Raw genomic sequence first — 24,196 nt, 5'->3', positions numbered from 1 at the left:
AAGTCGATTATGACCCAGGACGATCTCGCCTTCGACAAGCAGCATATCTGGCACCCTTACACCTCCACGACCCGCCCCCTTCCCGTTTATCCGGTGGCCTCCGCGCACGGCTGCGAGCTGCATCTCGCCAGCGGCGAACAGCTCGTTGACGGGATGTCCTCCTGGTGGGCGGCCATTCACGGGTACAACCACCCGCGCCTGAATGCGGCGATGAAGGCGCAGATTGACCAGATGTCGCACGTGATGTTCGGCGGGATCACCCATCAGCCCGCGGTGGATTTATGCCGTCGCCTGGTGGCGATGACGCCTGAATCGCTGGAGTGCGTGTTCCTGGCGGATTCCGGCTCCGTGGCGGTGGAAGTGGCGATGAAAATGGCGCTGCAGTACTGGCACGCCAAAGGCGAAACGCGCCAGCGGTTCCTCACCTTCCGCAACGGCTATCACGGGGATACCTTCGGGGCGATGTCGGTATGCGATCCGGACAACTCCATGCATAGCCTGTGGAAGGGCTATCTGCCGGAAAACCTGTTTGCCCCGGCCCCCCAGAGCCGCTTCGACGGCGAGTGGAACGAAATGGACATGGTCGGTTTCGCGCGGCTGATGGCGGCGCATCGTCACGAGATTGCTGCCGTCATTCTTGAACCGATCGTGCAGGGCGCGGGCGGGATGCGGATGTACCACCCGGAATGGCTGAAGCGTATTCGCAGGATGTGCGACCGCGAGGGCATTCTGCTGATTGCCGATGAGATCGCCACCGGCTTTGGCCGCACCGGCAAGCTGTTTGCCTGCGAACATGCGGGTATCGCCCCGGATATTCTGTGCCTCGGCAAAGCGCTGACCGGCGGCACCATGACACTTTCCGCCACGCTCACGACCCGCCAGGTCGCCGACACCATCAGCGACGGCGAAGCAGGCTGCTTTATGCACGGTCCGACGTTTATGGGTAATCCTCTCGCCTGCGCCGTCGCAAGCGAAAGCCTCGCCATTCTGGAGAGCGGCGAGTGGCAGACGCAGGTTGCGGCGATTGAAGTGCAGCTGAAAGCGGAGCTGAGCGCCGCCTCAGGGGCGAATTTCGTCGCGGACGTGCGGGTGCTGGGCGCCATCGGGGTGATTGAAACCACCCATCCGGTGAATATGGCGGCGCTACAGCGCTTCTTCGTGGACCAGGGCGTGTGGGTACGGCCTTTCGGCAAGCTTATCTACCTGATGCCGCCGTACAGCATTACGTCGGAGCAGCTGCGTAAATTAACCGACGCGGTTGTAACAGCCGTTAACATTCCCGCGCATTTCACGATTTAACCCTATGCATTACACTTGCTGAACGAGCGATCAACGAGGGTAAACCGTATGAAAATCATCAGCAAAGATCTGCGCGACGGTGAAAAACTGCCGGAGCGTCACGTTTTCAACGGCATGGGGTATCAGGGAGACAATATCTCCCCACACCTGGCGTGGGATGAGGTTCCGGCAGGCACCAAAAGCTTTGTCGTGACCTGCTACGACCCGGATGCGCCTACTGGCTCCGGCTGGTGGCACTGGATTGTGGCGAACCTGCCTGCCGACACGCGCGTCCTGCCGCAGGGTTCCGGTTCAGACCTGGTTGCCCTGCCTGAAGGTGCCATTCAGACGCGCACTGACTTCGGTAAAGCGGGCTACGGCGGCGCGGCGCCGCCAAAAGGGGAAACCCACCGCTATATCTTCACGGTGCACGCGCTGGATGTGGAGAGGATTGAGGTCGATGAAGGGGCGAGCGGCGCAATGGTCGGGTTTAACGTGCATTTCCATACGCTTGGCAGCGCGTCGATTACGGCGATGTATTCGTAATCGTGCGGGCTGATGCCCTCACCCCGGCCCTCTCCCACAGGGAGAGGGAGAAAACCTGGCAATTCTCTCTCCCTGTGGGAGAGGGTTAGGGTGAGGGGAAAAATCACAGCACCGAAGGTAACAGCCCCACCAGCCGCCCCTCTTCCAGAAGCTGCATCGCCTTATCAATATCCGGCGCAAAGAAGCGGTCGTCATCGTAATGCGATACATGCTCGCGCAGCGCATGACGCGCCTGCTCCAGCAGCGGGCTGGATTTTAGCCCTTCACGCAGATCGATACCCTGACTTGCCGCCAGCCATTCCACCGCCAGCACGCCGCGGGTGTTGGAGGCCATTTCCCAGAGACGACGCCCGGCAGCCGGTGCCATCGAAACGTGATCTTCCTGGTTTGCAGACGTTGGCAGGCTGTCCACGCTGTGCGGGTGCGACAGGGCTTTGTTCTCGCTTGCCAGCGCTGCGGCCGTCACCTGAGCAATCATAAAGCCCGAGTTGACCCCGCCGTTACGCACCAGGAACGGTGGCAGCTGGGACATATGTTTATCCATCATCAGCGCGATACGGCGCTCGGACAACGCGCCGACTTCGGCAATCGCCAGGGCGATATTATCCGCCGCCATCGCTACCGGCTCGGCGTGGAAGTTACCGCCGGAGACCACCTCGTTTTCCTGAGCGAACACCAGCGGGTTATCGGACACCGCGTTGGCCTCCACCAGCAGCACCTCCGCCGCCTGACGCAGCTGCGTCAGGCACGCGCCCATCACCTGCGGCTGGCAGCGCAGGGAATACGGATCCTGAACCTTTTCGCAGTTATGGTGTGAATCGGCAATTTCGCTGGTGTCGGTAAGCACGTGACGGTACATCGCGGCGGCATCAATCTGCCCGCGCTGACCGCGCACCTCGTGGATGCGGGCATCGAACGGGCGACGCGAGCCCAGCACGGCTTCGGTGGTCAGCGCGCCGCACACCACCGCCGAGGCAAACAGATCTTCCGCTTCAAACAGGCCGCGCAGCGCGAAGGCGGTCGATGCCTGCGTGCCGTTCAGCAGCGCCAGCCCCTCTTTCGCCGCCAGCGTAATGGGCGTTAAGCCGGCTTTTTTCAGCGCCTCTTTCGCAGGCAGCCACTCGCCCTGCCAGCGCGCTTTGCCTTCGCCCAGCAGCAGCAGCGACATGTGCGCCAGCGGGGCAAGATCGCCGGATGCCCCAACAGAGCCTTTTGCCGGGATCCACGGATAGACTTCCGCATTGACCAGCGCCATCAGCGCCTGAATGACGCTCAGGCGAATGCCGGAAAAGCCGCGCGCCAGGCTGTTGATTTTGAGGACCATCATCAGACGGACAATCTCATCGTCAAGCGGCTGGCCGACGCCCGCCGCGTGCGACAGCACCAGAGAACGCTGTAAATTTTCCAGATCGTGCGTCGCGATGCGGGTCTGCGCCAGCAGCCCAAAGCCGGTATTAATCCCGTAGGCCGTGCGCCCTTCGGCCACAATGGCTTCCACACAGGCAACGCTGTCATTAATGGCCGCGTGCGCGCTTTCATCAAGCGAAAGGGTGACCGGTTTACGCCAGACGTTACGCAGCTGTTTGAGCGTCAGCGAGCCGGGAGTGAGTGTTAATGCGTTCATTCATGCTTTCCTTGTGTGGCAGGGATCATCGGCAGGTTAAGGCCCTGCTCTTTGGCACAGTCAATGGCAATCTCATAACCCGCATCCGCGTGACGCATCACGCCGGTTGCCGGGTCGTTGTGGAGTACGCGAGCGATACGCGCGGCGGCTTCATCGGTTCCGTCGCAGACGATGACCATCCCGGAATGCTGGGAGAAGCCCATCCCCACGCCGCCGCCGTGGTGCAGCGATACCCAGGTCGCGCCGCTGGCGGTATTGAGCAGAGCGTTCAGCAATGGCCAGTCGGAGACCGCATCCGAGCCGTCGCGCATGGCTTCGGTTTCGCGGTTCGGGCTGGCGACGGAGCCGGAGTCCAGGTGGTCGCGGCCAATGACGATCGGCGCGGAAACTTCACCGCTGCGCACCATTTCGTTGAAGGCCAGACCGAGTTTTTGCCGCCACTCCAGCCCTACCCAGCAGATACGCGCCGGCAGGCCCTGGAAGTTAATGCGCTCGCGGGCCATATCCAGCCAGCGGTGCAGGTGTTCGTCATCGGCGACGATCTCCTTCACTTTGGCGTCGGTTTTGTAGATATCCTCCGGGTCACCGGACAGGGCAACCCAGCGGAACGGACCGATGCCGCGGCAGAACAGCGGGCGAATATAGGCAGGAACGAAGCCCGGGAAGTCGAAGGCGTTATTCACGCCCATCTCTTTCGCCATCTGGCGAATGTTGTTGCCGTAATCAAAGGTCGGAATGCCCATCTTGCTGAAGGCCAGCATCGCGGAGACGTGTTCCGCCATGGAGCGTTTCGCGGCAAGCACCGTGCCTTCCGGATCGGTTTCCGCTTTTTGCTGATAGTCTTCCCACGTCCAGCCTTTTGGCAGGTAACCGTGCAGCGGGTCATGGGCGCTGGTCTGGTCGGTAACCAGATCCGGGCGTACGCCGCGGGCGACGAGCTGCGGGAGAATGTCCGCCGCGTTGCCGCACAGGGCAATCGACACCGCTTTACCTTCAGACGTGTATTTTTTGATGCGCGCCAGCGCATCGTCCAGGTCGGTTGCCTGTTCGTCGACGTAACGGGTACGCAGACGGAAATCAATGCGGCTCTGCTGGCATTCAATATTGAGCGAGCACGCGCCGGCAAGCGTGGCGGCCAGCGGCTGCGCGCCGCCCATCCCACCGAGACCCGCGGTCAGCACCCAGCGGCCTTTGAGCGAGCCATTATAGTGCTGGCGACCGGCTTCCACGAAGGTTTCGTAGGTGCCCTGCACAATCCCCTGACTGCCGATGTAGATCCAGCTACCCGCGGTCATCTGGCCATACATCGCCAGCCCTTTCGCGTCCAGTTCGTTGAAGTGTTCCCAGGTGGCCCAGTGCGGCACGAGGTTAGAGTTGGCGATCAGCACGCGCGGCGCGTTTTTGTGCGTTTTGAACACGCCCACCGGCTTGCCGGACTGCACCAGCAGGGTTTCGTCATGTTCGAGTTCGGTCAGGGATTTTACAATTGCGTCATAGCATTCCCAGTTGCGCGCGGCGCGGCCTATGCCGCCGTAGACCACCAGCTCGTGGGGGTTCTCCGCCACCTCAGGATCAAGGTTGTTCATCAACATACGCAGCGGGGCTTCGGTGAGCCAGCTTTTGGCGGTGAGAGTGGTGCCGCGCGCGGCGCGGACATCCTGCTGGCGGTATTTACCTGACGACATTGTGTGCTCCTCATACGGGACAGTGATGCATTTAGATATACTTGTATAGACAAGCACACACAAGGTCAGTTTTAACAAAAAAGATACAATTTTGTTATATTGCGTTAGCTATCACGCTTTTAAAACTTATGACATAAAGTGGCCCTGCAGCCGGTAACGGTTCCCCGGGAAAAGCAGTCGGGCATGCGACACAATGTGCGACGAGGACCAGGTCCGACGGCGAATCAGCAGGCACGGATCGTGCTCTTTAATGCGCAGCCGCTCGCACTCCTGCGGCGTTGCGCGCACGGCCTCCACAATGTGCTCCCCTTCCGTCAGCGGTGCGACGAGCGAGAGATAGGCGTGCGGCGTCGTCTGGGTGTAATCCTGGTTCAGATAGTCTGGTATCCGTTCAGCATTCACGCAGCGATCTTCAATCTGCACCGGAATGTCGTTCTCAAAATGCACCATAACCGAGTGGAAGATCCGGCTACCTTCTTTGACATTCAGCTCTACCGCCTGCTCGGCGCTGGCCTGGGTCTCTTCGAGCACCAGCACCTCACAGCGGTGCTGGTGATTACGCGAGGTTATCTCATCGGCAATACTGCGGATTTCAAACAGGGCGGATTGCCCTTTCGGTTCCGCCACAAATGTCCCCACGCCCTGCAAGCGCACCAGAAGCCCTTCGTCGGTCAGCTCGCGCAGCGCCCGGTTGACGGTCATCCGGCTAAAACCGAACTGCGCCACCAGCTCGGCCTCCGAGGGAATGCGATCGTGCGGCCGCCAGACGCCGGTGGCGATTTTTTCGCTGATCGCCTGCTTCACCTTTTCGTAGAAAGGCGCGGGAAGGCTCGACTGCGGCAGAGGTGAGCGTGAAAACATCGTAACTCCTTGAATAGTGTTATGCCCACCAGTGAGCAATTTGCCAGGCCAGACGGGCGGCAAGCTTTGCGCCCTGTCCGTCCCGATCGTACTGCGGGTTAAACTCTACCAGATCGGCGGCCTGTAGCTTACCGCTACGGCAGATTTGTTCGATAACCGGCAGAAGATCCAGTGCCGGTATGCCTAACGCAGCCGGAGCGGAAACGGCAGGCATTTCGCTGGCGGGCAGGACGTCCAGATCGATCGTCAGGTAGATACGGTCAGCCTGCGCCAGCACTTTTTCCAGCGCAGATAGCGCATCGCGCCTGAAATGGAGATCTTCCACCAGCGTGACGTTCAGGCGTTCAGCCTCATCCCACAGCGCCTGCGTGTTCGCCGCCCGGCTCACGCCAAAGCAGGCGTACTGAAATGCCCGCCCGCGCTCATCGCAGTAATGCGCCAGCTGACGAAACGGGGTGCCGGACGTGGCATGGTCGGCCTTGCGCAGGTCAAGATGCGCATCAAGGTTGATCACCGCCACGCGCTCGTTAGGGAACGCGTCAAGAACGCCCCGACCATGTGCCCAGGCGGTTTCGTGCCCACCGCCAAAAACCAGCGTACGCATCCCGGACTGCTGACAGGCCGTAACGGCATCGCTTAACGCCTGCTGTGCCGCTTCCAGCTCGTCGCCTTCAACGTAAACCGAGCCCATGTCCGCCAGCCGACCGTGTCCCTGATGGCTTGCCATATTCGCCAGCGCCTTTCGCAGCATATCAGGCGCCTGCACGGCGCCGGGCCTGCCCTGATTGCGTTTTACGCCTGCATCACATTCAAAGCCTATCAGCGCGATGCCGGATGAAAGCGGCGTGAACTGCCCCTGCTGCTTTATCGTCTGGAAAATGCGCGTCGCATTGCTGGCCTCGGCGCTGTCGTCGCGCCCCTGCCAGACCGTTTCGGCTACGGGCCGCCATAACCTCATACTGCCTCCCCACGGAAAATACGTTGATACAGCGGATTGCGTCCCGGCTCGTAGACCATCTCAACCGGATGGTGAGCATCCCAGACGATAAAATCAGCGACAAAGCCGGCCCGCAGCTGTCCGTGGGTTGCGCCGCGGCCCAGCGCCTGCGCCGCGTGTCGCGTCACGCCAGCCCAGGCCTCTTCCGGCGTCAGGCCAAACTGGACGCAGGCCATGTTCATCGCCAGGTGCAGGCTGGCAAACGGGCTGGTGCCGGGGTTGTAGTCGGTGGCGACCGCCATCGGGACACCCTGTTTTCTGAGCTGTTCAACCGGCGGACGCTGGCGCTCCTGCAGAAAATAGAACGCCCCCGGCAACAGGACCGCAACCGTGCCGCTTTCCGCCATCGCCTGAACGCCTGCGTCGTCAAGATATTCGATATGATCGGCGGAGAGTCCCTTATACCGGCTGACCAGCGCCGCACCGCCCTGATTCGACAGCTGTTCGACATGTCCTTTCACCGGGATGCCGAGCGCGGTTGCCGCCTGAAAGAGGCGCTCGGTTTGCGACGGGGTAAAGCCGACGTTTTCGCAGAACACGTCTACTGCTTCATATAACTCTTTTTGCCACAGCGCGGGCAATATCTGCTCACAGACCAGCGTGAGATACGCATCTGGATCCTGTCGGTATTCCGACGGAACCGCATGGGCCGCCAGCAGCGTTGGGCTGATATCGATCGGATTATTGAGGCTCAGCTGGCGGGCAACCTGCAGCATCTTCTCTTCGGCCTCGGGGTTTAGACCGTATCCCGACTTGATTTCAACCGTAGTGACGCCTTCATTCATCAGTCGCTGAAGCCGCTGCTGCGCCAGCTTAAGCAGGGTTTCGGGTGAGCTGCTGCGCGTCGCCGTCACGGTCGCGTTAATCCCGCCCCCCTGGGCGCTGATGGTTTGATAAGAGACGCCGTTCAGACGCTGCTCCCACTCCGCCGCGCGATCGCCGCCAAACACCAGGTGGGTATGGCAGTCAATCAGGCCAGGCGTGACCAGACGCCCCTGGAGATCGACACAGTGAGGGTGTCCGGCAGGAATGTCAGATTCAGGGATCACGGCCAGAAGGGTGTGGCCGCGCACGACCAGGGCATGTTGCTCTTTCAGTCCATAGGGCGCAGAGACGTCCGGCACCATCGTAGCCAGTCGCGCATTTCGCCATATTACATCGTCGGGATGAATCTGCTGCATGGGCATTCCACTTGTCATAGGTTGTATAGACATTTATTTTCATCTGTTGCCTGCTGTCAACCGACTTTGTGGAAAATGTTATTTATTTGTGATCACTTACCTGCGGCTCCGGGGCTAAAAATGCAACTTTTACCCTTTTTATCTTCCCGTTTCGCTCAACTTAGTATAAAAAAGCAGGCTATTTCGTCTATCCCGTAAAGACTTGCATACCCAGGAGCTTCACCTTGAACATTTCCAGGATTTCCCGTCTGGCGTTAGCACTCGCCTTTGGCGTGACCTTATCCGCATGCAGTTCAACCCCACCGGATCAGCGACCTTCTGAGCAGGTTGCGCCCGGTACCGCCTCCCGCCCGATTTTGTCCGCTGATGAAGCGAAGAACTTCGATCGTGCGCACTACTTCTCAGCGATGGATCCTAACGCTGCACCGTGGACACCGTCGTCTATTAACCTGCCTAAACAGCCTGACTTCGTGGTAGGCCCGGCGGGTGCGCAGGGCGTAACGCATACCTCTATTCAGGCTGCGGTTGATGCTGCCATCACTAAACACAGCGCGTCTCGCCAGTACATCGCGATCCTGCCAGGTGAATATGAAGGCACCGTGTATGTTCCGGCCGCACCAGGCAGCATTACGCTTTACGGTCTGGGCGAAAAAGCTATCGACGTAAAAATTGGCCTGGCGATTGATTCCGAAATCGACAGCAACACCTGGCGTCACCTGGTGAACCCGGCCGGTAAATATATGCCGGGTAAACCGGCGTGGTACATGTTTGATAACTGCCAGAGCAAGCGTTCCGCCACCATTGGCGTGATGTGCTCAGCGGTGTTCTGGTCTCAGAATAACGGTCTGCAGCTGCAGAACCTGACCATCCAGAATACCCTGGGCGACAGCGTTGATGCCGGTAACCACCAGGCCGTTGCGCTGCGTAGCGATGGTGACCAGGTGCAGATTAACAACGTCAACATTCTGGGCCGTCAGAACACCTTCTTCGTGACCAACAGCGGCGTGCAGAACGCCCTGCAGAATAACCGCCTGACCCGTACCCTGGTGACCAACAGCTACGTTGAAGGTGACGTGGATCTGGTGTCCGGTCGCGGCGCGGTGGTGTTTGATAACACCGATTTCCGCGTGGTGAACTCACGTACTCAGCAGGAAGGTTACGTATTTGCTCCAGCAACCCAGTCTAACCTCTTCTACGGCTTCCTGGCCGTGAACAGCCGCTTTAATGCTGCCGGTGACGGCGTGGCGCAGCTGGGACGTTCCCTGGACGTGGACTCTGCCACTAACGGCCAGGTCGTGATCCGCGACAGCGTGATCAACGAAGGCTTCAACATGGCGAAGCCGTGGGCTGATGCAGCAATCTCCAAACGTCCGTTCTCCGGCAATACCGGTGCGATGGATGATAAAGGGAACGTGCAGCGCAACCTGAACGACGCTAACTTCAACCGCATGTGGGAATACAACAACCGCGGTCTGGGTAGCAAAGTGGTTGCTGAGCCGAAGCAGTAATAAGATGAGAGTAAAAGGGGGAGCTTAATCCCCCTTTTTACTGCGACTGAATGCGTCAGGCTCCAAACTTAAGATACGCATCCAATAGTTGCATAATCGCAACCATGAGTTGCAGGAACAGAATTGCCCATTCCACACCGCTCATACGCCACTCCTTTGGTATAGAGCACTTCTCCCCTGATTTACCTTTCCGCGGCCTGTCACCAGAGGTGTGTTGGTTATGTTTTGATATGCTCCGCAGTTTAGGCACTGTCGGCACCACCCGACAGCCAGCACTGAATAAGGATTCTGAATTGCGGAACTGCAACACATCAAGCCAACGGACAGAATGATATCAAATCACTACTGTACATAAAAACAGATAAGGTCAGTTTAGGAATTTATAAAGAAAACGCCTCTAAACAACTGATTATTTTAAAAATAACAACCGATAATCATTCTGTGTTCTTTGTCCTTCGTTGACGATGCGTTTACTTCACCTTGAGTCGACATTATGATGACCATGTTGGTTACGTTTTGATGTGCTCACCCGGCAACCACCGGGCATAAAAAAACCTCGCATCCGCGAGGTTTTTTGTTTTAGCCGCTTAGTGAGCGTTTACCACGACCCACATTGGCCCCTGGCCGACGGCGTAACGTCCTTTCTCTTCCAGCAGACCCTGCTCGCCTTTGATTTCATACAGCGCGATGTGGTGGGATTTCTGCCCCGCTGCAATCAGGTATTTACCGCTGTGATCGATATTAAAGCCGCGCGGCTGGGTTTCCGTTGGCTGGAAGCCTTCAACCGCCAGCACGCTGCCGTCTTCAGAAACGCTAAACACGGTAATCAGGCTGGAGGTACGGTCACAGGCGTAAAGATGACGGCCATCTGGCGTAATGTGAATATCCGCCGCCCAGCGGGTATCGGAGAAGTCAGACGGCATCATGTCCAGCGTCTGCACGCACTCAATCTGGCCGTTAGGATCTTTCAGTTCCCACACGTCCACAGAGCTGTTCAGTTCGTTCACCACGTAGGCGTACTGCTGGTTCGGATGGAAGACCATATGACGCGGGCCTGCGCCTTCTACCGTCGTGACTTCGGCAGGATTCTGCGCCACCAGGTGACCATCGTCGCTCAGGGTGAACAGGCAGATACGATCCTGCTTCAGCGCAGGCACCCACAGCGTGCGGTTATCCGGCGTGATATTCGCCGAGTGGCAGCCTTCAAGCCCTTCCACCACATCCACGGTTTCGACCGGAATGCCATTTTCCAGACGCGTTACGCTGACGCAGCCCGCGTTGTAGGAGCCGCTGAAGACAAAATTGCCTTTACGATCGGTAGAGATATGGGTTGGGCTGCCCGGCAGCGGGGCTTCGGCAGTGTACGTCAGCGCGCCATCATCCGGAGAAATGCGATAGGCCAGCACGCGGAACTCCGGGCGCACACCCACGTACAAGAAACGTTTATCCGGGCTGATGACCATCGGTTGCACCTGGCCTGGCACATCAACAACCTGCACCAGCGTGAGTGTCCCTTCGGTATTTAAACGCCAGACGTGGATCTGCTGGCTTTCAGGACTGGCGGTATAAACGGTTTGTTTCATGAATATTCACTCCTCACTGCGCATGAAAGTAGTTAACTTTTGACGGTGAATGCTGAATTGTCGACAGGAGTTTTGAAGCATTCGCCTCTCGGTGTACCATCCCATCAAAACGTAAATTCAATATTAACCCGGGAAAACAGATGACCTCGCGTGTGATTGCTCTGGATTTAGACGGTACCTTACTGACGCCGCAAAAAAACCTTCTTCCCTCTTCTCTGGAAGCGCTTAAACGCGCACAGGAAGCGGGATATCAACTCCTTATCGTAACGGGTCGACATCACGTTGCCATTCACCCTTTTTATCAGGCACTGGCGTTAGATACACCTGCAATTTGTTGTAATGGCACCTATTTGTATGATTATCAGGCAAAAAAGGTTTTAGCATCCGACCCGCTGCCGGTTCCCCAGGCGCTGCAACTGATTGATCTGCTGGATGAGCATGCCGTTCACGGCCTGATGTACGTGGATAACGCGATGGTGTACGAGCGCCCAACCGGCCATGTGGTGCGCACCAGCAACTGGGCGTTGTCCCTGCCTGAAGCGCAGCGTCCGGTCTTTACTCAGGTATCTTCACTGCGTCAGGCAGCCCAGGACGTTGAGGCTATCTGGAAATTCGCCCTGACGGATGAAGACACCACCAAACTGAATGCCTTCGCAAAACACGTGGAACAGACGCTGGGTCTGGAGTGCGAATGGTCCTGGCACGATCAGGTGGATATTGCCCGTAAAGGCAACAGCAAAGGCAAACGGCTGACGCAGTACGTGGAATCGCAGGGCGGGTCAATGCAGGACGTGATCGCCTTCGGTGACAACTACAACGACATCAGCATGCTGGAAGCCGCCGGTACCGGCGTGGCGATGGGCAATGCCGACGACGCGGTCAAAGCGCGTGCTAACGTGGTGATCGGCGACAACACCACCGACAGCATCGCGCAGTACATTTATACCCACCTGCTGTAATCAGGCGGTGATCGAGACACTCTTGATTTGCGCGTAAAGCCACAGGCCGGGTTTGATCCCTAACTCATCCCTGGCCCACGGGCTGATGCGCGCCCAGAGCGTTCTGCTTCCCACTTCAAGCTTCACTTCCACCTGCCCGTTATCATCAAAACACTCCGCGACTTTGGCGCGCAGAATATTTCGAATACTGGTTTGCAGCGGCGGTTGCAGCACCAGCGAGACGTCCGACGCCTGAATGCGAATTCGCAGTACGGACTGTAACGGTTTATCAATCTTATTGACCCAAAGATGCTGGTCACCCAGCGCCAGGGCGGTCATCGCATAGTGCGGGTGGTGTTCCAGCACGCTCACTTTCAGGATGCTGCTCTGCTGTTCCCGGGGTAACCACGGGTGCATTACGCTGCTGCCCCACACCTCTTCCAGGTTGCCGAAGGCCTTGACGCGACCCTCTTCCAGCACCAGCACCTTATCGGCCAGGTGGAGGATCTCATCCAGCGAATGGCTGACGTAGAGCATCGGAATATTAATCTCGCGCGTCAGGCGCTGTAGATAAGGCAGAAGTTCGCGTTTACGCGGAATATCCAGCGAGGCCAGCGGTTCGTCGAGCAGCAGCAGTTCGGGTGCGGTCAGCAACGCGCGGCCAATGGCCACGCGCTGTTTTTCTCCGCCGGAAAGCGAGGAAGGCAGCCTGTCGAGCAGAGGTTCAATACCTAAAAGCGTCACCAGCTTATCAAACTGCCCGGCCATGCTCTTCGCCATGCCGTAACGCAGGTTGCCGCGCACGCTGTAGTGCGGGAATAAGCGCGCGTCCTGGAAAACATAGCCGATGCGGCGCTTATCCGGCGAGAGATAAACCTTATTCTCCACGTCATTCAGGACGCGGTCATTCAGGACAATACGGCCTGACTGCGGGCGGGTCAGACCGCTGATGGCATTAATCAGCGACGTTTTTCCCGCCCCCGACACGCCAAAGATGGCGGTGATGCCGCTTGCCGGCAGCGTCTCGTTAAGCGTCAGGGTATGGTTTCCCAGCGTCTGGGTGAAATGGAGTTCCAGCATGCTTATTTCCCCATTCGCTCGCGGCTGAGCCGCGCCAGCCATTCAGACACCATTAGCGATGCCAGCGCCAGCACAATTGAAATAATACACAGACGCGCCGCCGCGCCTTCACCGCCCGGCGTTTGAATCAGAGTATACATCGCCGACGGGATGGTTCGCGTCTCGCCGGGGATGTTCGACACAAACGTGATGGTCGCGCCAAACTCGCCCAGCGAGCGGGCGAAGGCCAGCACCGTGCCAACAATAATGCCGGGTAACGTCAGGGGAAGCGTGATGGTGAAAAAGACGCGCCAGCGCCCGGCACCCAGCGTACGCGCCGCCTGTTCAAGCTTTATGTCCACGCCTTCCAGCGCGAGGCGTATCGCCCTCACCATCAGCGGGAATGACATCACCGCCGCCGCCAGTACCGCACCGCGCCAGCTAAACGCAAACGTCAGCCCAAACCAGTCGTAGAGCTTCTCGCCGATAAAACCGCGCCGCCCCATCGAAATCAGCAGCAGGTAACCGACCACCACGGGCGGCAACACGAGCGGAAGATGAAGCACGCTGTCGAGCAGCGTTTTGCCGGGAAACTGACAGCGAACCAGTAACCAGGCAAAGAAGATCCCAAAGGGCAAACTCAGCGCAACCGCCAGGGAAGAGACTTTAAGGCTCAGCAGAACAGCCTGCCATTCAGGATCGGTCAATATCATCAGTGAGTCGTAAATCCGTAACGTTTAAAGATTGCGGACGCTTCCGGCCCCTTCAGGTAATCGCGGAAGGCCGTCACGGTCGCATTTTTATGTCCATCAACAATCGCAACAGGATATTCCACTTTCTTGTGGGAGTCTTCCGGGAACGTTGCGACCACTTTTACACCTTTACTGGCAACGGCATCAGAGCCATACACAATGCCCAGCGGGGCTTCGTTGCGTTCTACCAGCGCCAGCGCGCCGCGTACATCTTCCGCCGGAGCCAGCTTCGGCGACAATGTCTCCCATGCACCCAGCTTTTGCAGCGCTTCTTTGGCATAAATACCGGCCGGAACGTGCTCCGGATCGCCCACCGCCAGACGGCCACCGTTCAGCAGGCTCGTCCAGTTGGTCTCTTTGTTGATGGTAATGTCCGCCTGGGCGCTGGCTTTTGGCGCCACGACAACCAGGCTATTCCCCAGCAGCGTTTCGCGGGTTGCCGCATCAATCGCTTTCTTCTCCACCGCGTAATCCATCCACTTCTGATCGGCAGAGATGAACAGATCCGCCGGTGCGCCCGCTTCTATCTGGCGCGCCAGCGTCGAGGAAGAGGCAAAAGAGGAGACCACCTCGACGTTTTTCTCTTTTTTATACGTCGCCGCGATATCCTGCAGCGCGTTGGTCAGCGACGCCGCCGCAAAGACCGTGATTTTACCGTCGTCCGCCAGCGCGTGGCCGGTAAGTGAAAGCGTCAGCGTTGCCCCTGCGAAAAGGCGTACCCAGGTACGTGCCATTTTTAACTCCTGTGAGTAGCGTTATATACATATTAATATAACGGTAACGTCAGGGAGATCCCAGCGTTAAATCGTACCGCTGAAGAGGTAAACCGGTGTGATACGTTAAATATTATCGGCGAAAACGGGAAAATCTTGAGAGCAAAACGCCCGGGCAAGCCGGGCGTTTTGTGGGGAATCAATGCTGCTTTTTAGCCTGGTCTCTGTGACCAATGTTCGAAAAGACGTTGAACACTTCACCCAGGCCGTAGATGGCACCGAGGATGATGGCCATCACTACTGGTACCATGATCACGGCGAATACCAGACTTTTCAACAACTCTAACATGGTTTTCTCCAGATATTGTGAATAGCTTATTCTACCCTTTCAAGTGAGAAAAACATCCCCTTTTGTGCGGTACCCTTTGCGCCCTGCACCATTTGGGTCACAATACTCTTTTTGCCAGGACACTGTTATGCAGGCCGAAATTCTTCTCACACTCCGACTTCAGCAAAAGCTTTTCGCCGATCCGCGACGTATCGCCCTGCTTAAACAAATAGAACAAACAGGCTCGATTAGCCAGGGGGCGAAAAACGCGGGCATCAGCTATAAAAGCGCCTGGGACGCCATCAACGAGATGAACACCCTGAGCGAACAGCCGCTGGTAGACAGAGCCACGGGCGGCAAAGGCGGCGGCGGTGCAATCGTGACACGTTACGGTCAGCGCCTTATTCAGCTTTACGATCTGCTGGCCCGAATCCAGCAAAAAGCGTTTGATGTGTTGAGCGACGACGACGACGTTCCGCTGGACAGTTTGCTGGCCGCCATTTCCCGCTTCTCATTACAAACCAGCGCCCGCAACCAGTGGTTTGGCACGGTGACGGCGCGCGATAATCTCCAGGTACAGCAGCATATTGAAATCCTGCTTGCCGATGGCACCACCCGTCTGAAAGCCGCCATAACGGCGCAGAGTGCAGAGCGCCTTGAGCTGGACGAAGGGAAAGAGGTGCTGGTGCTGCTGAAAGCACCGTGGGTCAATATCACGCGCGATCCCGACACCGCAAAGGCAGCAGATAACCAGCTGCAGGGCGCAATTAGCCACATCGAACGCGGCCAGGCGCAGTGCGAAGTGCTGATGACCCTGGCAGACGGGCAACGGCTTTGCGCGACGATACCGCTTAGCGATGCGGACGGTTTAGAAGAAGGTACTGTCGTCACCGCCTGGTTCAACGCCGATCGGGTGATTATCGCCACATTGTGCTGAGCACATTGACAATCGCCCCGACAGTGCGTATCCCTGATATCTATTGCTGCAAAAACAGGGATAAATCATGTTATCATTGCATATTTCGCAAGGCACGTTTCGTCTTAGCGATGTCCGAACGCTGACGATTGCTGATTTGACGATACGCGCGAGTGAAAGCTGGGCGTTTGTCGGCACTAACGGCAGCGGTAAATCTGCGCTGGCCCGCGCGCTGGCCGGCGAGCTCAACCTCCTCAAGGGCGAATACCAGAGCACCTTTACGCGCCTGACGCGCCTGTCGTTTGAACAACTGCAAAAGCTGGTCAGCGACGAGTGGCAGCGCAACAACACCGATTTACTCAGCCCTGGCGAAGACGATACCGGCCGTACGACGGCAGAAATTATTCAGGATGAGGTGAAAGACCCCGCCCGCTGTCAGCGCCTGGCAGAACGGTTCGGTATCACTGCCCTGCTGAACCGGCGCTTTAAATACCTTTCGACCGGCGAGACGCGGAAAACGCTGCTTTGTCAGGCGCTGATGAGCGAGCCTGACCTTCTTATTCTGGACGAACCGTTCGACGGTCTTGACGTGCAGTCCCGCGCGCAGCTTGCTGCTCTGCTGGAGTCGCTTAATCGGCAGGGATATACCCTCGTGCTGGTACTTAACCGCTTCGATGAAATTCCGGACTTTATCCAGCACGCGGGCGTCCTGGCCGACTGTAACCTGACCGAGACCGGCGAAAAAACCGCACTGCTTAAGCAGGCGCTCATTGCCCAGCTCGCGCACAGCGAACAGCTCGACGGTATTACTCTTCCGGAACCTGACGCCCCTTCGGCGCGCCATGCGCTTGACCCCCACCAGCCGCGCATCGTGCTGCGGGATGGGATGGTCTCTTATGACGATCGCCCGATCCTTAACCGTCTAAGCTGGACGGTCAATCCAGGCGAGCACTGGCAGATTGTCGGCCCTAACGGCGCGGGAAAATCAACGCTGCTTAGCCTGATCACCGGCGATCACCCGCAGGGCTATAGCAACGATCTGACGCTGTTCGGTCGGCGTCGCGGCAGCGGCGAAACCATCTGGGATATTAAAAAACATATCGGCTATGTCAGCAGCAGCCTGCATCTGGATTACCGGGTCAGTACCACGGTACGCAACGTGATCCTCTCCGGCTATTTTGATTCCATCGGTATTTATCAGGCGGTGTCGGACAAACAGCACAAGCTGGCCCAGCAGTGGCTGGATATCCTTGGCATGGACAACCGGGTCGCTGACGCACCGTTTCATAGTCTGTCGTGGGGGCAGCAGCGTCTGGCCCTGATCGTTCGCGCGCTGGTAAAACACCCTACGCTGCTGATCCTCGACGAACCGCTGCAGGGACTCGATCCGCTGAACCGACAGCTTATCCGCCGCTTTGTGGACGTGCTGATTAGCGAAGGTGAAACGCAGCTGCTTTTCGTTTCACACCATGCCGAAGATGCCCCCTCCTGCATCACCCATCGACTGGAGTTTGTTCCGGACGGTGAGCAGTATCGTTATCTGCAAAGCAAAATCGATTAACCCCCGGAGGGCACCGCCCTCCGTTTTTCAGATAACCTGCACAAAGACATTGCTATCGCGTTGATCTACAATGCCCCACAGCGGCTGATAATCGGACTTTAAAAACAGTGTAAACGATTCCACTATTTTATCCCATGTCACACTTTTCGCGTCTCTGTTATGCTATGGTTATTACATACCATAAGCCCAATGGAGCGAAATATGCGAGTTCTGGTAACAGGTGGTAGCGGTTACATAGGTAGTCATACCTGCGTGCAACTGCTGCAAAACGGTCACGACGTCATCATCCTCGACAACCTGTGCAACAGTAAGCGCAGCGTGCTGCCTGTGATTGAACGTCTTGGCGGTAAACAACCGACTTTTGTAGAAGGCGACATCCGCAACGAAGCGCTGATGACCGAGATCCTTCACGACCACGCCATCGAAGCGGTGATCCACTTCGCAGGTCTGAAAGCGGTCGGTGAATCCGTTGCGAAACCGCTCGAGTATTACGACAACAACGTCAACGGTACTCTGCGTCTCATCTCCGCCATGCGTGCGGCCAACGTCAAAAACTTCATCTTTAGCTCTTCGGCTACCGTCTACGGCGATCAGCCCAAAATCCCTTACGTTGAAAGCTTCCCAACCGGGACACCGCAAAGCCCGTACGGCAAAAGCAAACTGATGGTGGAGCAGATCCTGACCGACCTGCAAAAAGCGCAGCCGGAGTGGAGCATCGCGCTGCTGCGCTACTTCAACCCGGTCGGCGCCCATCCGTCCGGCGATATGGGTGAAGATCCGCAGGGCATCCCGAACAACCTGATGCCGTATATCGCGCAGGTTGCCGTGGGTCGCCGCGACTCGCTGGCGATTTTTGGCAATGACTACCCTACCCAAGACGGCACCGGCGTGCGTGACTACATCCACGTCATGGATCTGGCCGACGGCCACGTGGCGGCGATGCAGCAGCTGGCCAACAAGCCGGGCGTGCATATTTACAACCTCGGCGCCGGGGTCGGCAGCAGCGTGCTGGACGTGGTTAACGCCTTCAGCAAAGCCTGCGGTAAGCCGGTGAGCTACCACTTCGCACCGCGTCGTGATGGCGACCTGCCTGCTTACTGGGCCGATGCCACCAAAGCCGACAAAGAGCTTAACTGGCGTGTCACGCGCACGCTTGATGAAATGGCACAGGATACCTGGCACTGGCAGTCACGCCACCCGCAGGGCTATCCGGACTAAGGATCCGTCATGACGCAATTTAATCCCGTCGATCATCCGCATCGTCGTTTTAACCCGTTAAGCGGGCAATGGATTTTGGTTTCTCCGCATCGCGCCAAGCGCCCCTGGCAGGGGGCGCAGGAAACGCCTGCGAAACAAACGCTGCCACAGCACGACCCGGACTGCTTCCTCTGTCCGGGCAACACGCGCGTCACCGGGGATAAAAACCCGGACTACAAAGGCACCTTCGTCTTCACCAACGATTTTGCCGCCCTGATGACCGACACCCCAGACGCGCCGGAAAGCCACGACCCGCTGATGCGCTGCGAAAGCGCGCGCGGAACCAGCCGCGTGATCTGCTTCTCCCCCGATCACAGCAAAACGCTGCCGGAGCTGAGCGTGGAAGCGCTGAAAGAGGTGGTAAGCACCTGGCAGGCGCAAACCGCCGAGCTGGGTCAAACTTACCCGTGGGTGCAGGTGTTCGAAAACAAAGGCGCGGCTATGGGCTGCTCTAACCCGCATCCGCACGGCCAGGTCTGGGCGAACAGCTTCCTGCCTAACGAAGCCGAGCGTGAAGATCGTCTGCAAAAAGCGTATTACGCGGAAAACGGTTCCCCAATGCTGGTCGATTACACCCGCCGTGAGCTGGCCGACGGCAGCCGCACCGTGGTGGAAACCGAACACTGGCTGGCCGTCGTGCCTTACTGGGCAGCCTGGCCGTTTGAAACGCTGCTGCTGCCGAAAGCGCACGTACAGCGCATCACCGAACTCAGCGACGCGCAGCGCGACGACCTTGCTCTGGCGCTGAAAAAACTGACCAGTCGTTACGACAACCTGTTCCAGTGCTCCTTCCCGTACTCCATGGGCTGGCACGGCGCCCCGTTTAACGGCGAAAAGAATCTACACTGGCAGCTGCACGCCCATTTCTATCCGCCGCTGCTGCGCTCTGCGACGGTGCGTAAATTTATGGTGGGCTATGAAATGCTGGCGGAAACCCAGCGTGACCTGACGGCGGAACAGGCGGCAGAACGTCTGCGTGCCGTTAGCGACGTCCACTATCGCGAATCAGGAGTCTAAAAAATGAGTCTGAAAGATAAAACACAATCCCTGTTTGCTGAAAAATTTGGCTACCCTGCCACCCACGTTATCCAGGCCCCTGGCCGCGTCAACCTGATTGGTGAACACACCGACTATAACGACGGTTTCGTCCTGCCGTGCGCCATCGATTACCAGACGGTGATCAGCTGTGCGAAGCGCGACGACCGCCAGGTTCGCGTGATTGCAGCGGATTACGGTAATGAGACGGACGCGTTTTCTCTCGATGCCCCGATTGTGACGCACGACAGCCAGCAGTGGTCAAACTACGTGCGCGGCGTGGTGAAGCATCTGCAGAAGCGTAACAAAAACTTTGGCGGCGCAGATTTAGTTATCAGCGGCAACGTGCCGCAGGGTGCGGGCTTAAGCTCCTCTGCGTCTCTGGAAGTCGCCGTGGGTACGGTGTTCCAGCAGCTTTATCATTTGCCGCTGGATGGCGCGCAAATCGCCCTGAATGGTCAGGAAGCGGAAAACCAGTTCGTGGGCTGTAACTGCGGCATTATGGACCAGCTGATCTCCGCGCTGGGCAAAAAAGAACACGCGCTGCTGATCGACTGCCGCTCGCTGGGCACTAAAGCCGTTCCCCTGCCAAAAGGCGCGGCTGTGGTAATCATCAACAGCAACTTTAAGCGCACGCTGGTGGGCAGCGAGTACAACACCCGCCGCCAACAGTGCGAAACCGGTGCCCGCTTCTTCCAGCAGCCCGCCCTGCGCGACGTAACGCTCAATGAATTTAACAAAGTGGCGCACGAGCTGGATCCGGTCGTTGCCAGGCGCGTTCGTCACGTGCTGACGGAAAATGCCCGTACCGTTGAAGCCGCCTCCGCGCTGGCGAAAGGCGACCTGAAACGTATGGGTGAGCTGATGGCGGAATCTCACGCCTCCATGCGCGATGATTTTGAAATCACCGTTCCACAGATCGACACCCTGGTGGACATCGTCAAAGCCACCATCGGCGACAAAGGTGGCGTGCGCATGACGGGCGGCGGTTTTGGCGGCTGCGTCGTTGCGCTGGTGCCTGAAGAGCTGGTTCCTGCCGTACAGGATGCCGTGGCGAAGCAGTACGAAGCAAAAACAGGTATCAAAGAAACCTTCTATGTTTGCAAAGCATCACAAGGAGCCGGACAGTGCTAAACGAAACGCCTACCCTCGCACCGGATGGTCTGCCGTATCGCCTGTTAACCCTGCGCAACCGCGCAGGGATGGTCGTTACGGTGATGGACTGGGGTGCTACCCTTCTTTCTGCCCGCGTACCGATGCCGGACGGCAGCGTGCGCGAAACCCTGCTGGGCTGCGCCTCGCCTGAGCAGTACGTCAATCAGTCCGCCTATCTGGGCGCGTCCGTTGGGCGCTATGCGAACCGCATCGCGAAGAGCCGTTTTGAGCTCGACGGCGTGCAGTACGCCCTGCTTCCAAGCCAGGGTGAGAACCAGCTGCACGGCGGACCGGACGGGTTTGATAAACGCCGCTGGAAGATTGTTCGTCAAAACGACGGGGAAGTGCTGTTCTCGCTGGATTCGCCTGACGGCGATCAGGGCTTCCCGGGGAATCTTATCGCGTCCGCGCGCTTTACGCTGACCGACGACAACCGTATCGCCATTGAATACCGTGCGACGGTCGACAAGCCGTGTCCGGTCAACCTGACCAATCACGCGTACTTTAATCTGGACGGTAACCAGTGCGACGTGCGTAACCACAGGCTGCAGATCCTGGCGGATGCCTGGCTGCCGGTTGACGAGATGGGTATTCCGCATCAGGGCCTCAAAGACGCGAGCGGCACCAGCTTTGACTTCCGCAGCCCGAAAACGATCGCCCAGGATTTCCTGAGCGATGACGATCAGCGCAAGGTGAAAGGCTACGACCACGCGTTCCTGCTACAGGCCAAAGGTGATGTGAAACAACCTGCCGCGCAGGTCTGGTCTGCGGATGAGAAGCTGCAGATGACGGTGTATACCACTGCCCCTGCCCTGCAGTTCTACTCAGGTAACTATCTCGGCGGAACGACGGCGCGCGAACACGAAGAGTACAGCGACTGGCAAGGCCTGGCGCTGGAGAGCGAGTTCCTGCCGGACAGCCCGAACCATCCGGAATGGCCCCAGCCGGACTGCGTGCTGCGCCCGGGTGAAGAGTACGTTAGCGTCACAGAGTATCATTTCATTCCGCATTGATTTCCAGCCCTCCCATCGGAGGGCTTTTTTCTGCGCGCCTTGCTGAAAATAGCGCCGATCGCAGACAAAATCATAACCCTGGATTCACAAGCATCTTACACTCAGAGACTATTTTCGCTATGGTTAGGGTTAAGCGTTGCTGGTGGCACGGCCACGGCAATATAATGAGAATTGTTATCATTCTAAAAATGCTTGAGGAGTAAGAGATGGCTATAACTAAGCTGGTCCTGGTGCGTCACGGCGAAAGCCAGTGGAACAACGAAAACCGCTTTACCGGTTGGTACGACGTTGATCTGTCTGAGAAAGGCGTAAGCGAAGCAAAAGCAGCAGGTAAACTGCTGAAGGAAGAAGGCTTCAGCTTTGATTTTGCTTACACCTCTGTGCTGAAACGTGCCATCCACACCTTGTGGAACGTGCTGGACGAACTGGATCAGGCCTGGCTGCCGGTTGAGAAGTCCTGGAAACTGAACGAACGTCACTACGGTGCGCTGCAGGGCCTGAACAAAGCGGAAACCGCTGAGAAATATGGCGACGAGCAGGTTAAACAGTGGCGTCGCGGCTTCGCAATCACCCCGCCAGAGCTGACCAAAGATGACGAGCGCTACCCGGGCCACGACCCGCGTTACGCGAAGCTGACCGACGCTGAGCTGCCAACCACCGAGAGCCTGGCGCTGACCATCGACCGCGTTGTGCCTTACTGGAACGAAACCATTCTGCCACGCCTGAAAAGCGGCGAGCGCGTGATCATCGCGGCTCACGGTAACTCCCTGCGCGCGCTGGTGAAATACCTGGACAACATGGGTGAAGACGAAATCCTCGAACTGAACATCCCAACTGGCGTACCGCTGGTGTATGAGTTCGACGAAAACTTCAAGCCAATCAAACATTACTATCTGGGTAACGCGGAAGAGATCGCGGCGAAAGCAGCGGCTGTCGCGAACCAGGGTAAAGCGAAGTAATTTTCGCCAGACATAAAAAAAGCGCGGAGCCTTCCGCGCTTTTTTATTTGTGCCTGATAATTCAGCCGCGACGCGCTTTTACCGCATTCGCCAGCTGACGCAGGATGGTATCGGTATCGTCCCAGCCGATGCAGGCATCGGTCACGCTTTTGCCATACACCAGCGGTTCGCTGCCTTCCAGATTCTGGTTACCTTCAACCAGATGGCTTTCGATCATCACCCCAATCACCGCCTTCTCACCGCCGGCAATCTGCTGACAGACATCTGCACCCACTTCCATCTGCTTTTTAAACTGCTTGCTGGAGTTGGCGTGGCTGAAATCGATCATCACCTGCGGTGGCAGCCCGGCTTTTTCCAGCCCGACTTTCACCTCTGCCACGTGTTTTGCGCTGTAGTTCGGCTCTTTGCCGCCGCGCAGAATGATATGGCAGTCGCCGTTACCGCTGGTGTTAACGATGGCGGAGTGACCCCATTTGGTCACCGACAGGAAGCAGTGCGGCGCGCCCGCTGCGTTGATGGCGTCAATGGCGACCTTGATGGTGCCGTCAGTGCCGTTTTTGAAACCCACCGGGCAAGAGAGACCGGACGCCAGCTCGCGGTGCACCTGAGATTCAGTGGTACGGGCACCAATTGCGCCCCAGCTCATCAGGTCTGCCAGGTATTGTGGCGTAATCATGTCCAGGAATTCACCGGCTGCAGGCAGGCCGCTGTCGTTGATCTCCAGCAGCAGCTTGCGCGCAATGCGCAGACCGTCGTTGATCTGGAAGCTGTTGTCCATGTGCGGGTCGTTAATCAGCCCTTTCCAGCCCACGGTGGTGCGCGGTTTTTCAAAGTAGACGCGCATGACGATTTCCAGCTCGTCCTTCAGCTCTTCACGCAGGGTGAGCAGACGGGCAGCGTATTCTTTCGCGGCTGCAGGATCGTGAATGGAGCACGGGCCAATCACCACCAGAAGACGATCGTCATTACCTTTCAGGATCTTATGGATCGCTTTACGTGCATGAGAAACCGTGTTTGCGGCATTTTCAGTGGCGGGGAATTTCTCAAGGAGCGCTACAGGAGGTAATAACTCATTGATCTCTTTGATGCGTAAATCGTCGTTCTGATAATTCATTTTCTTTCCAGCTCTGCCATATCTTTAGTAATGAAAGCAATCCTTTCAATCTATCTTGTCGACCAGGAAGTGTAAACACGGTTTTACACTTCACGCAGATAATTCCTGGAATTCGCCTAAAAATCGCCACAAA

At 57.6% G+C, this 24,196-nt stretch carries 23 protein-coding genes; 11 read left to right on the top strand and 12 right to left on the bottom strand.

Annotated features, from left to right (window positions below):
* Window positions 1-9: 9 nt before the first annotated feature.
* A complete protein-coding gene (gene bioA / locus AC0TOY_RS22335) occupies window positions 10-1,299 on the top strand; it encodes an adenosylmethionine--8-amino-7-oxononanoate transaminase (protein ID WP_416202943.1) in 1,290 nt (429 codons plus the stop codon).
* 48 nt (window positions 1,300-1,347) lie between these two features.
* Entirely contained in the window at window positions 1,348-1,824 is a 477-nt protein-coding gene (locus AC0TOY_RS22330) for a kinase inhibitor (protein ID WP_061715728.1), read from the top strand.
* 103 nt (window positions 1,825-1,927) lie between these two features.
* Here AC0TOY_RS22330 and hutH read toward each other — a convergent pair whose 3' ends face one another.
* From hutH to hutI, 5 genes are all read right to left on the bottom strand, one after another.
* Window positions 1,928-3,448 (bottom strand): histidine ammonia-lyase, encoded by a 1,521-nt coding sequence (gene hutH / locus AC0TOY_RS22325; RefSeq protein WP_061715729.1) that lies wholly within the window; start codon window positions 3,446-3,448, stop codon window positions 1,928-1,930.
* A complete protein-coding gene (hutU, locus tag AC0TOY_RS22320) occupies window positions 3,445-5,133 on the bottom strand; it encodes a urocanate hydratase (protein WP_024908772.1) in 1,689 nt (562 codons plus the stop codon). The genes hutH and hutU overlap by 4 nt, the downstream gene beginning before the upstream one ends.
* Before the next feature lie 126 nt (window positions 5,134-5,259).
* Window positions 5,260-5,994: a histidine utilization repressor gene (locus AC0TOY_RS22315; protein WP_061715730.1), complete on the bottom strand. Its 735-nt coding sequence runs from the start codon at window positions 5,992-5,994 to the stop codon at window positions 5,260-5,262.
* 19 nt (window positions 5,995-6,013) lie between these two features.
* Window positions 6,014-6,952: a formimidoylglutamase gene (gene hutG, locus AC0TOY_RS22310; RefSeq protein WP_473722571.1), complete on the bottom strand. Its 939-nt coding sequence runs from the start codon at window positions 6,950-6,952 to the stop codon at window positions 6,014-6,016.
* The gene (gene hutI, locus AC0TOY_RS22305; RefSeq protein ID WP_248163615.1) at window positions 6,949-8,172 is read right to left on the bottom strand and encodes an imidazolonepropionase; all 1,224 of its coding nucleotides are present in this window, start codon (window positions 8,170-8,172) and stop codon (window positions 6,949-6,951) included. Before hutI ends, hutG begins: the two co-directional genes overlap by 4 nt.
* A 224-nt stretch (window positions 8,173-8,396) precedes the next feature.
* Between hutI and AC0TOY_RS22300 the strand changes: the two genes are divergently transcribed.
* Window positions 8,397-9,680 carry a putative acyl-CoA thioester hydrolase gene (locus AC0TOY_RS22300; protein ID WP_024908776.1) on the top strand — a complete coding sequence of 428 codons (1,284 nt, stop codon included), beginning with the start codon at window positions 8,397-8,399 and terminating at the stop codon, window positions 9,678-9,680.
* Window positions 9,681-9,735: 55 nt separating this feature from the next.
* Here AC0TOY_RS22300 and tisB read toward each other — a convergent pair whose 3' ends face one another.
* Window positions 9,736-9,825 (bottom strand): type I toxin-antitoxin system toxin TisB, encoded by a 90-nt coding sequence (gene tisB / locus AC0TOY_RS22295; protein ID WP_023332440.1) that lies wholly within the window; start codon window positions 9,823-9,825, stop codon window positions 9,736-9,738.
* Between the two features lie 442 nt (window positions 9,826-10,267).
* On the bottom strand, window positions 10,268-11,263 hold the full coding sequence (gene pgl / locus AC0TOY_RS22290) for a 6-phosphogluconolactonase (RefSeq protein WP_473722570.1): 996 nt from the start codon (window positions 11,261-11,263) through the stop codon (window positions 10,268-10,270).
* 140 nt (window positions 11,264-11,403) lie between these two features.
* Here pgl and AC0TOY_RS22285 point away from each other — a divergent pair, with 140 nt between their 5' ends.
* Window positions 11,404-12,222 (top strand): pyridoxal phosphatase, encoded by an 819-nt coding sequence (locus tag AC0TOY_RS22285; RefSeq protein ID WP_148769225.1) that lies wholly within the window; start codon window positions 11,404-11,406, stop codon window positions 12,220-12,222.
* On the opposite strand, the gene modC is transcribed toward AC0TOY_RS22285, so the two are convergent.
* The 4 genes from modC to AC0TOY_RS22265 all read right to left on the bottom strand — a co-directional run bounded on the left by modC (window position 12,223) and on the right by AC0TOY_RS22265 (window position 15,074).
* Entirely contained in the window at window positions 12,223-13,281 is a 1,059-nt protein-coding gene (modC, locus tag AC0TOY_RS22280) for a molybdenum ABC transporter ATP-binding protein ModC (protein WP_407859597.1), read from the bottom strand.
* A 2-nt stretch (window positions 13,282-13,283) separates the two neighbouring features.
* Window positions 13,284-13,973 (bottom strand): molybdate ABC transporter permease subunit, encoded by a 690-nt coding sequence (gene modB / locus AC0TOY_RS22275; RefSeq protein ID WP_032649484.1) that lies wholly within the window; start codon window positions 13,971-13,973, stop codon window positions 13,284-13,286.
* The gene (gene modA / locus AC0TOY_RS22270; RefSeq protein WP_048992111.1) at window positions 13,973-14,746 is read right to left on the bottom strand and encodes a molybdate ABC transporter substrate-binding protein; all 774 of its coding nucleotides are present in this window, start codon (window positions 14,744-14,746) and stop codon (window positions 13,973-13,975) included. Before modA ends, modB begins: the two co-directional genes overlap by 1 nt.
* A 178-nt stretch (window positions 14,747-14,924) precedes the next feature.
* Entirely contained in the window at window positions 14,925-15,074 is a 150-nt protein-coding gene (locus AC0TOY_RS22265) for an AcrZ family multidrug efflux pump-associated protein (RefSeq protein ID WP_008501118.1), read from the bottom strand.
* A 127-nt stretch (window positions 15,075-15,201) separates the two neighbouring features.
* Here AC0TOY_RS22265 and modE point away from each other — a divergent pair, with 127 nt between their 5' ends.
* The 7 genes from modE to gpmA all read left to right on the top strand — a co-directional run bounded on the left by modE (window position 15,202) and on the right by gpmA (window position 22,949).
* On the top strand, window positions 15,202-15,990 hold the full coding sequence (gene modE, locus AC0TOY_RS22260; RefSeq protein ID WP_024908782.1) for a molybdenum-dependent transcriptional regulator: 789 nt from the start codon (window positions 15,202-15,204) through the stop codon (window positions 15,988-15,990).
* A gap of 67 nt (window positions 15,991-16,057) precedes the next feature.
* Window positions 16,058-17,530, top strand: coding sequence for a molybdate ABC transporter ATP-binding protein ModF (gene modF, locus AC0TOY_RS22255; RefSeq protein ID WP_473722569.1), 1,473 nt, complete (start codon window positions 16,058-16,060; stop codon window positions 17,528-17,530).
* Between the two features lie 201 nt (window positions 17,531-17,731).
* Window positions 17,732-18,748, top strand: coding sequence for a UDP-glucose 4-epimerase GalE (gene galE / locus AC0TOY_RS22250; protein ID WP_048992115.1), 1,017 nt, complete (start codon window positions 17,732-17,734; stop codon window positions 18,746-18,748).
* A 9-nt stretch (window positions 18,749-18,757) separates the two neighbouring features.
* Complete coding sequence (gene galT / locus AC0TOY_RS22245) at window positions 18,758-19,804, top strand: galactose-1-phosphate uridylyltransferase (protein WP_417927102.1); 1,047 nt, start codon at window positions 18,758-18,760, stop codon at window positions 19,802-19,804.
* Window positions 19,805-19,807: 3 nt separating this feature from the next.
* Window positions 19,808-20,956 carry a galactokinase gene (gene galK, locus AC0TOY_RS22240; protein WP_032649494.1) on the top strand — a complete coding sequence of 383 codons (1,149 nt, stop codon included), beginning with the start codon at window positions 19,808-19,810 and terminating at the stop codon, window positions 20,954-20,956.
* Complete coding sequence (gene galM, locus AC0TOY_RS22235) at window positions 20,950-21,990, top strand: galactose-1-epimerase (protein ID WP_473722568.1); 1,041 nt, start codon at window positions 20,950-20,952, stop codon at window positions 21,988-21,990. The genes galK and galM overlap by 7 nt, the downstream gene beginning before the upstream one ends.
* Window positions 21,991-22,196: 206 nt before the next feature.
* Complete coding sequence (gpmA, locus tag AC0TOY_RS22230; RefSeq protein ID WP_023310804.1) at window positions 22,197-22,949, top strand: 2,3-diphosphoglycerate-dependent phosphoglycerate mutase; 753 nt, start codon at window positions 22,197-22,199, stop codon at window positions 22,947-22,949.
* 61 nt (window positions 22,950-23,010) lie between these two features.
* Here gpmA and aroG read toward each other — a convergent pair whose 3' ends face one another.
* Window positions 23,011-24,063, bottom strand: coding sequence for a 3-deoxy-7-phosphoheptulonate synthase AroG (gene aroG, locus AC0TOY_RS22225; RefSeq protein ID WP_024908788.1), 1,053 nt, complete (start codon window positions 24,061-24,063; stop codon window positions 23,011-23,013).
* Window positions 24,064-24,196 lie beyond the last annotated feature (133 nt).

It is taken from the genome of Enterobacter sp. PL_is379, from assembly GCF_055817355.1.
Note: the sequence above shows the minus strand (reverse complement) of the source record. Positions and strands in the feature narration are given on the sequence as shown.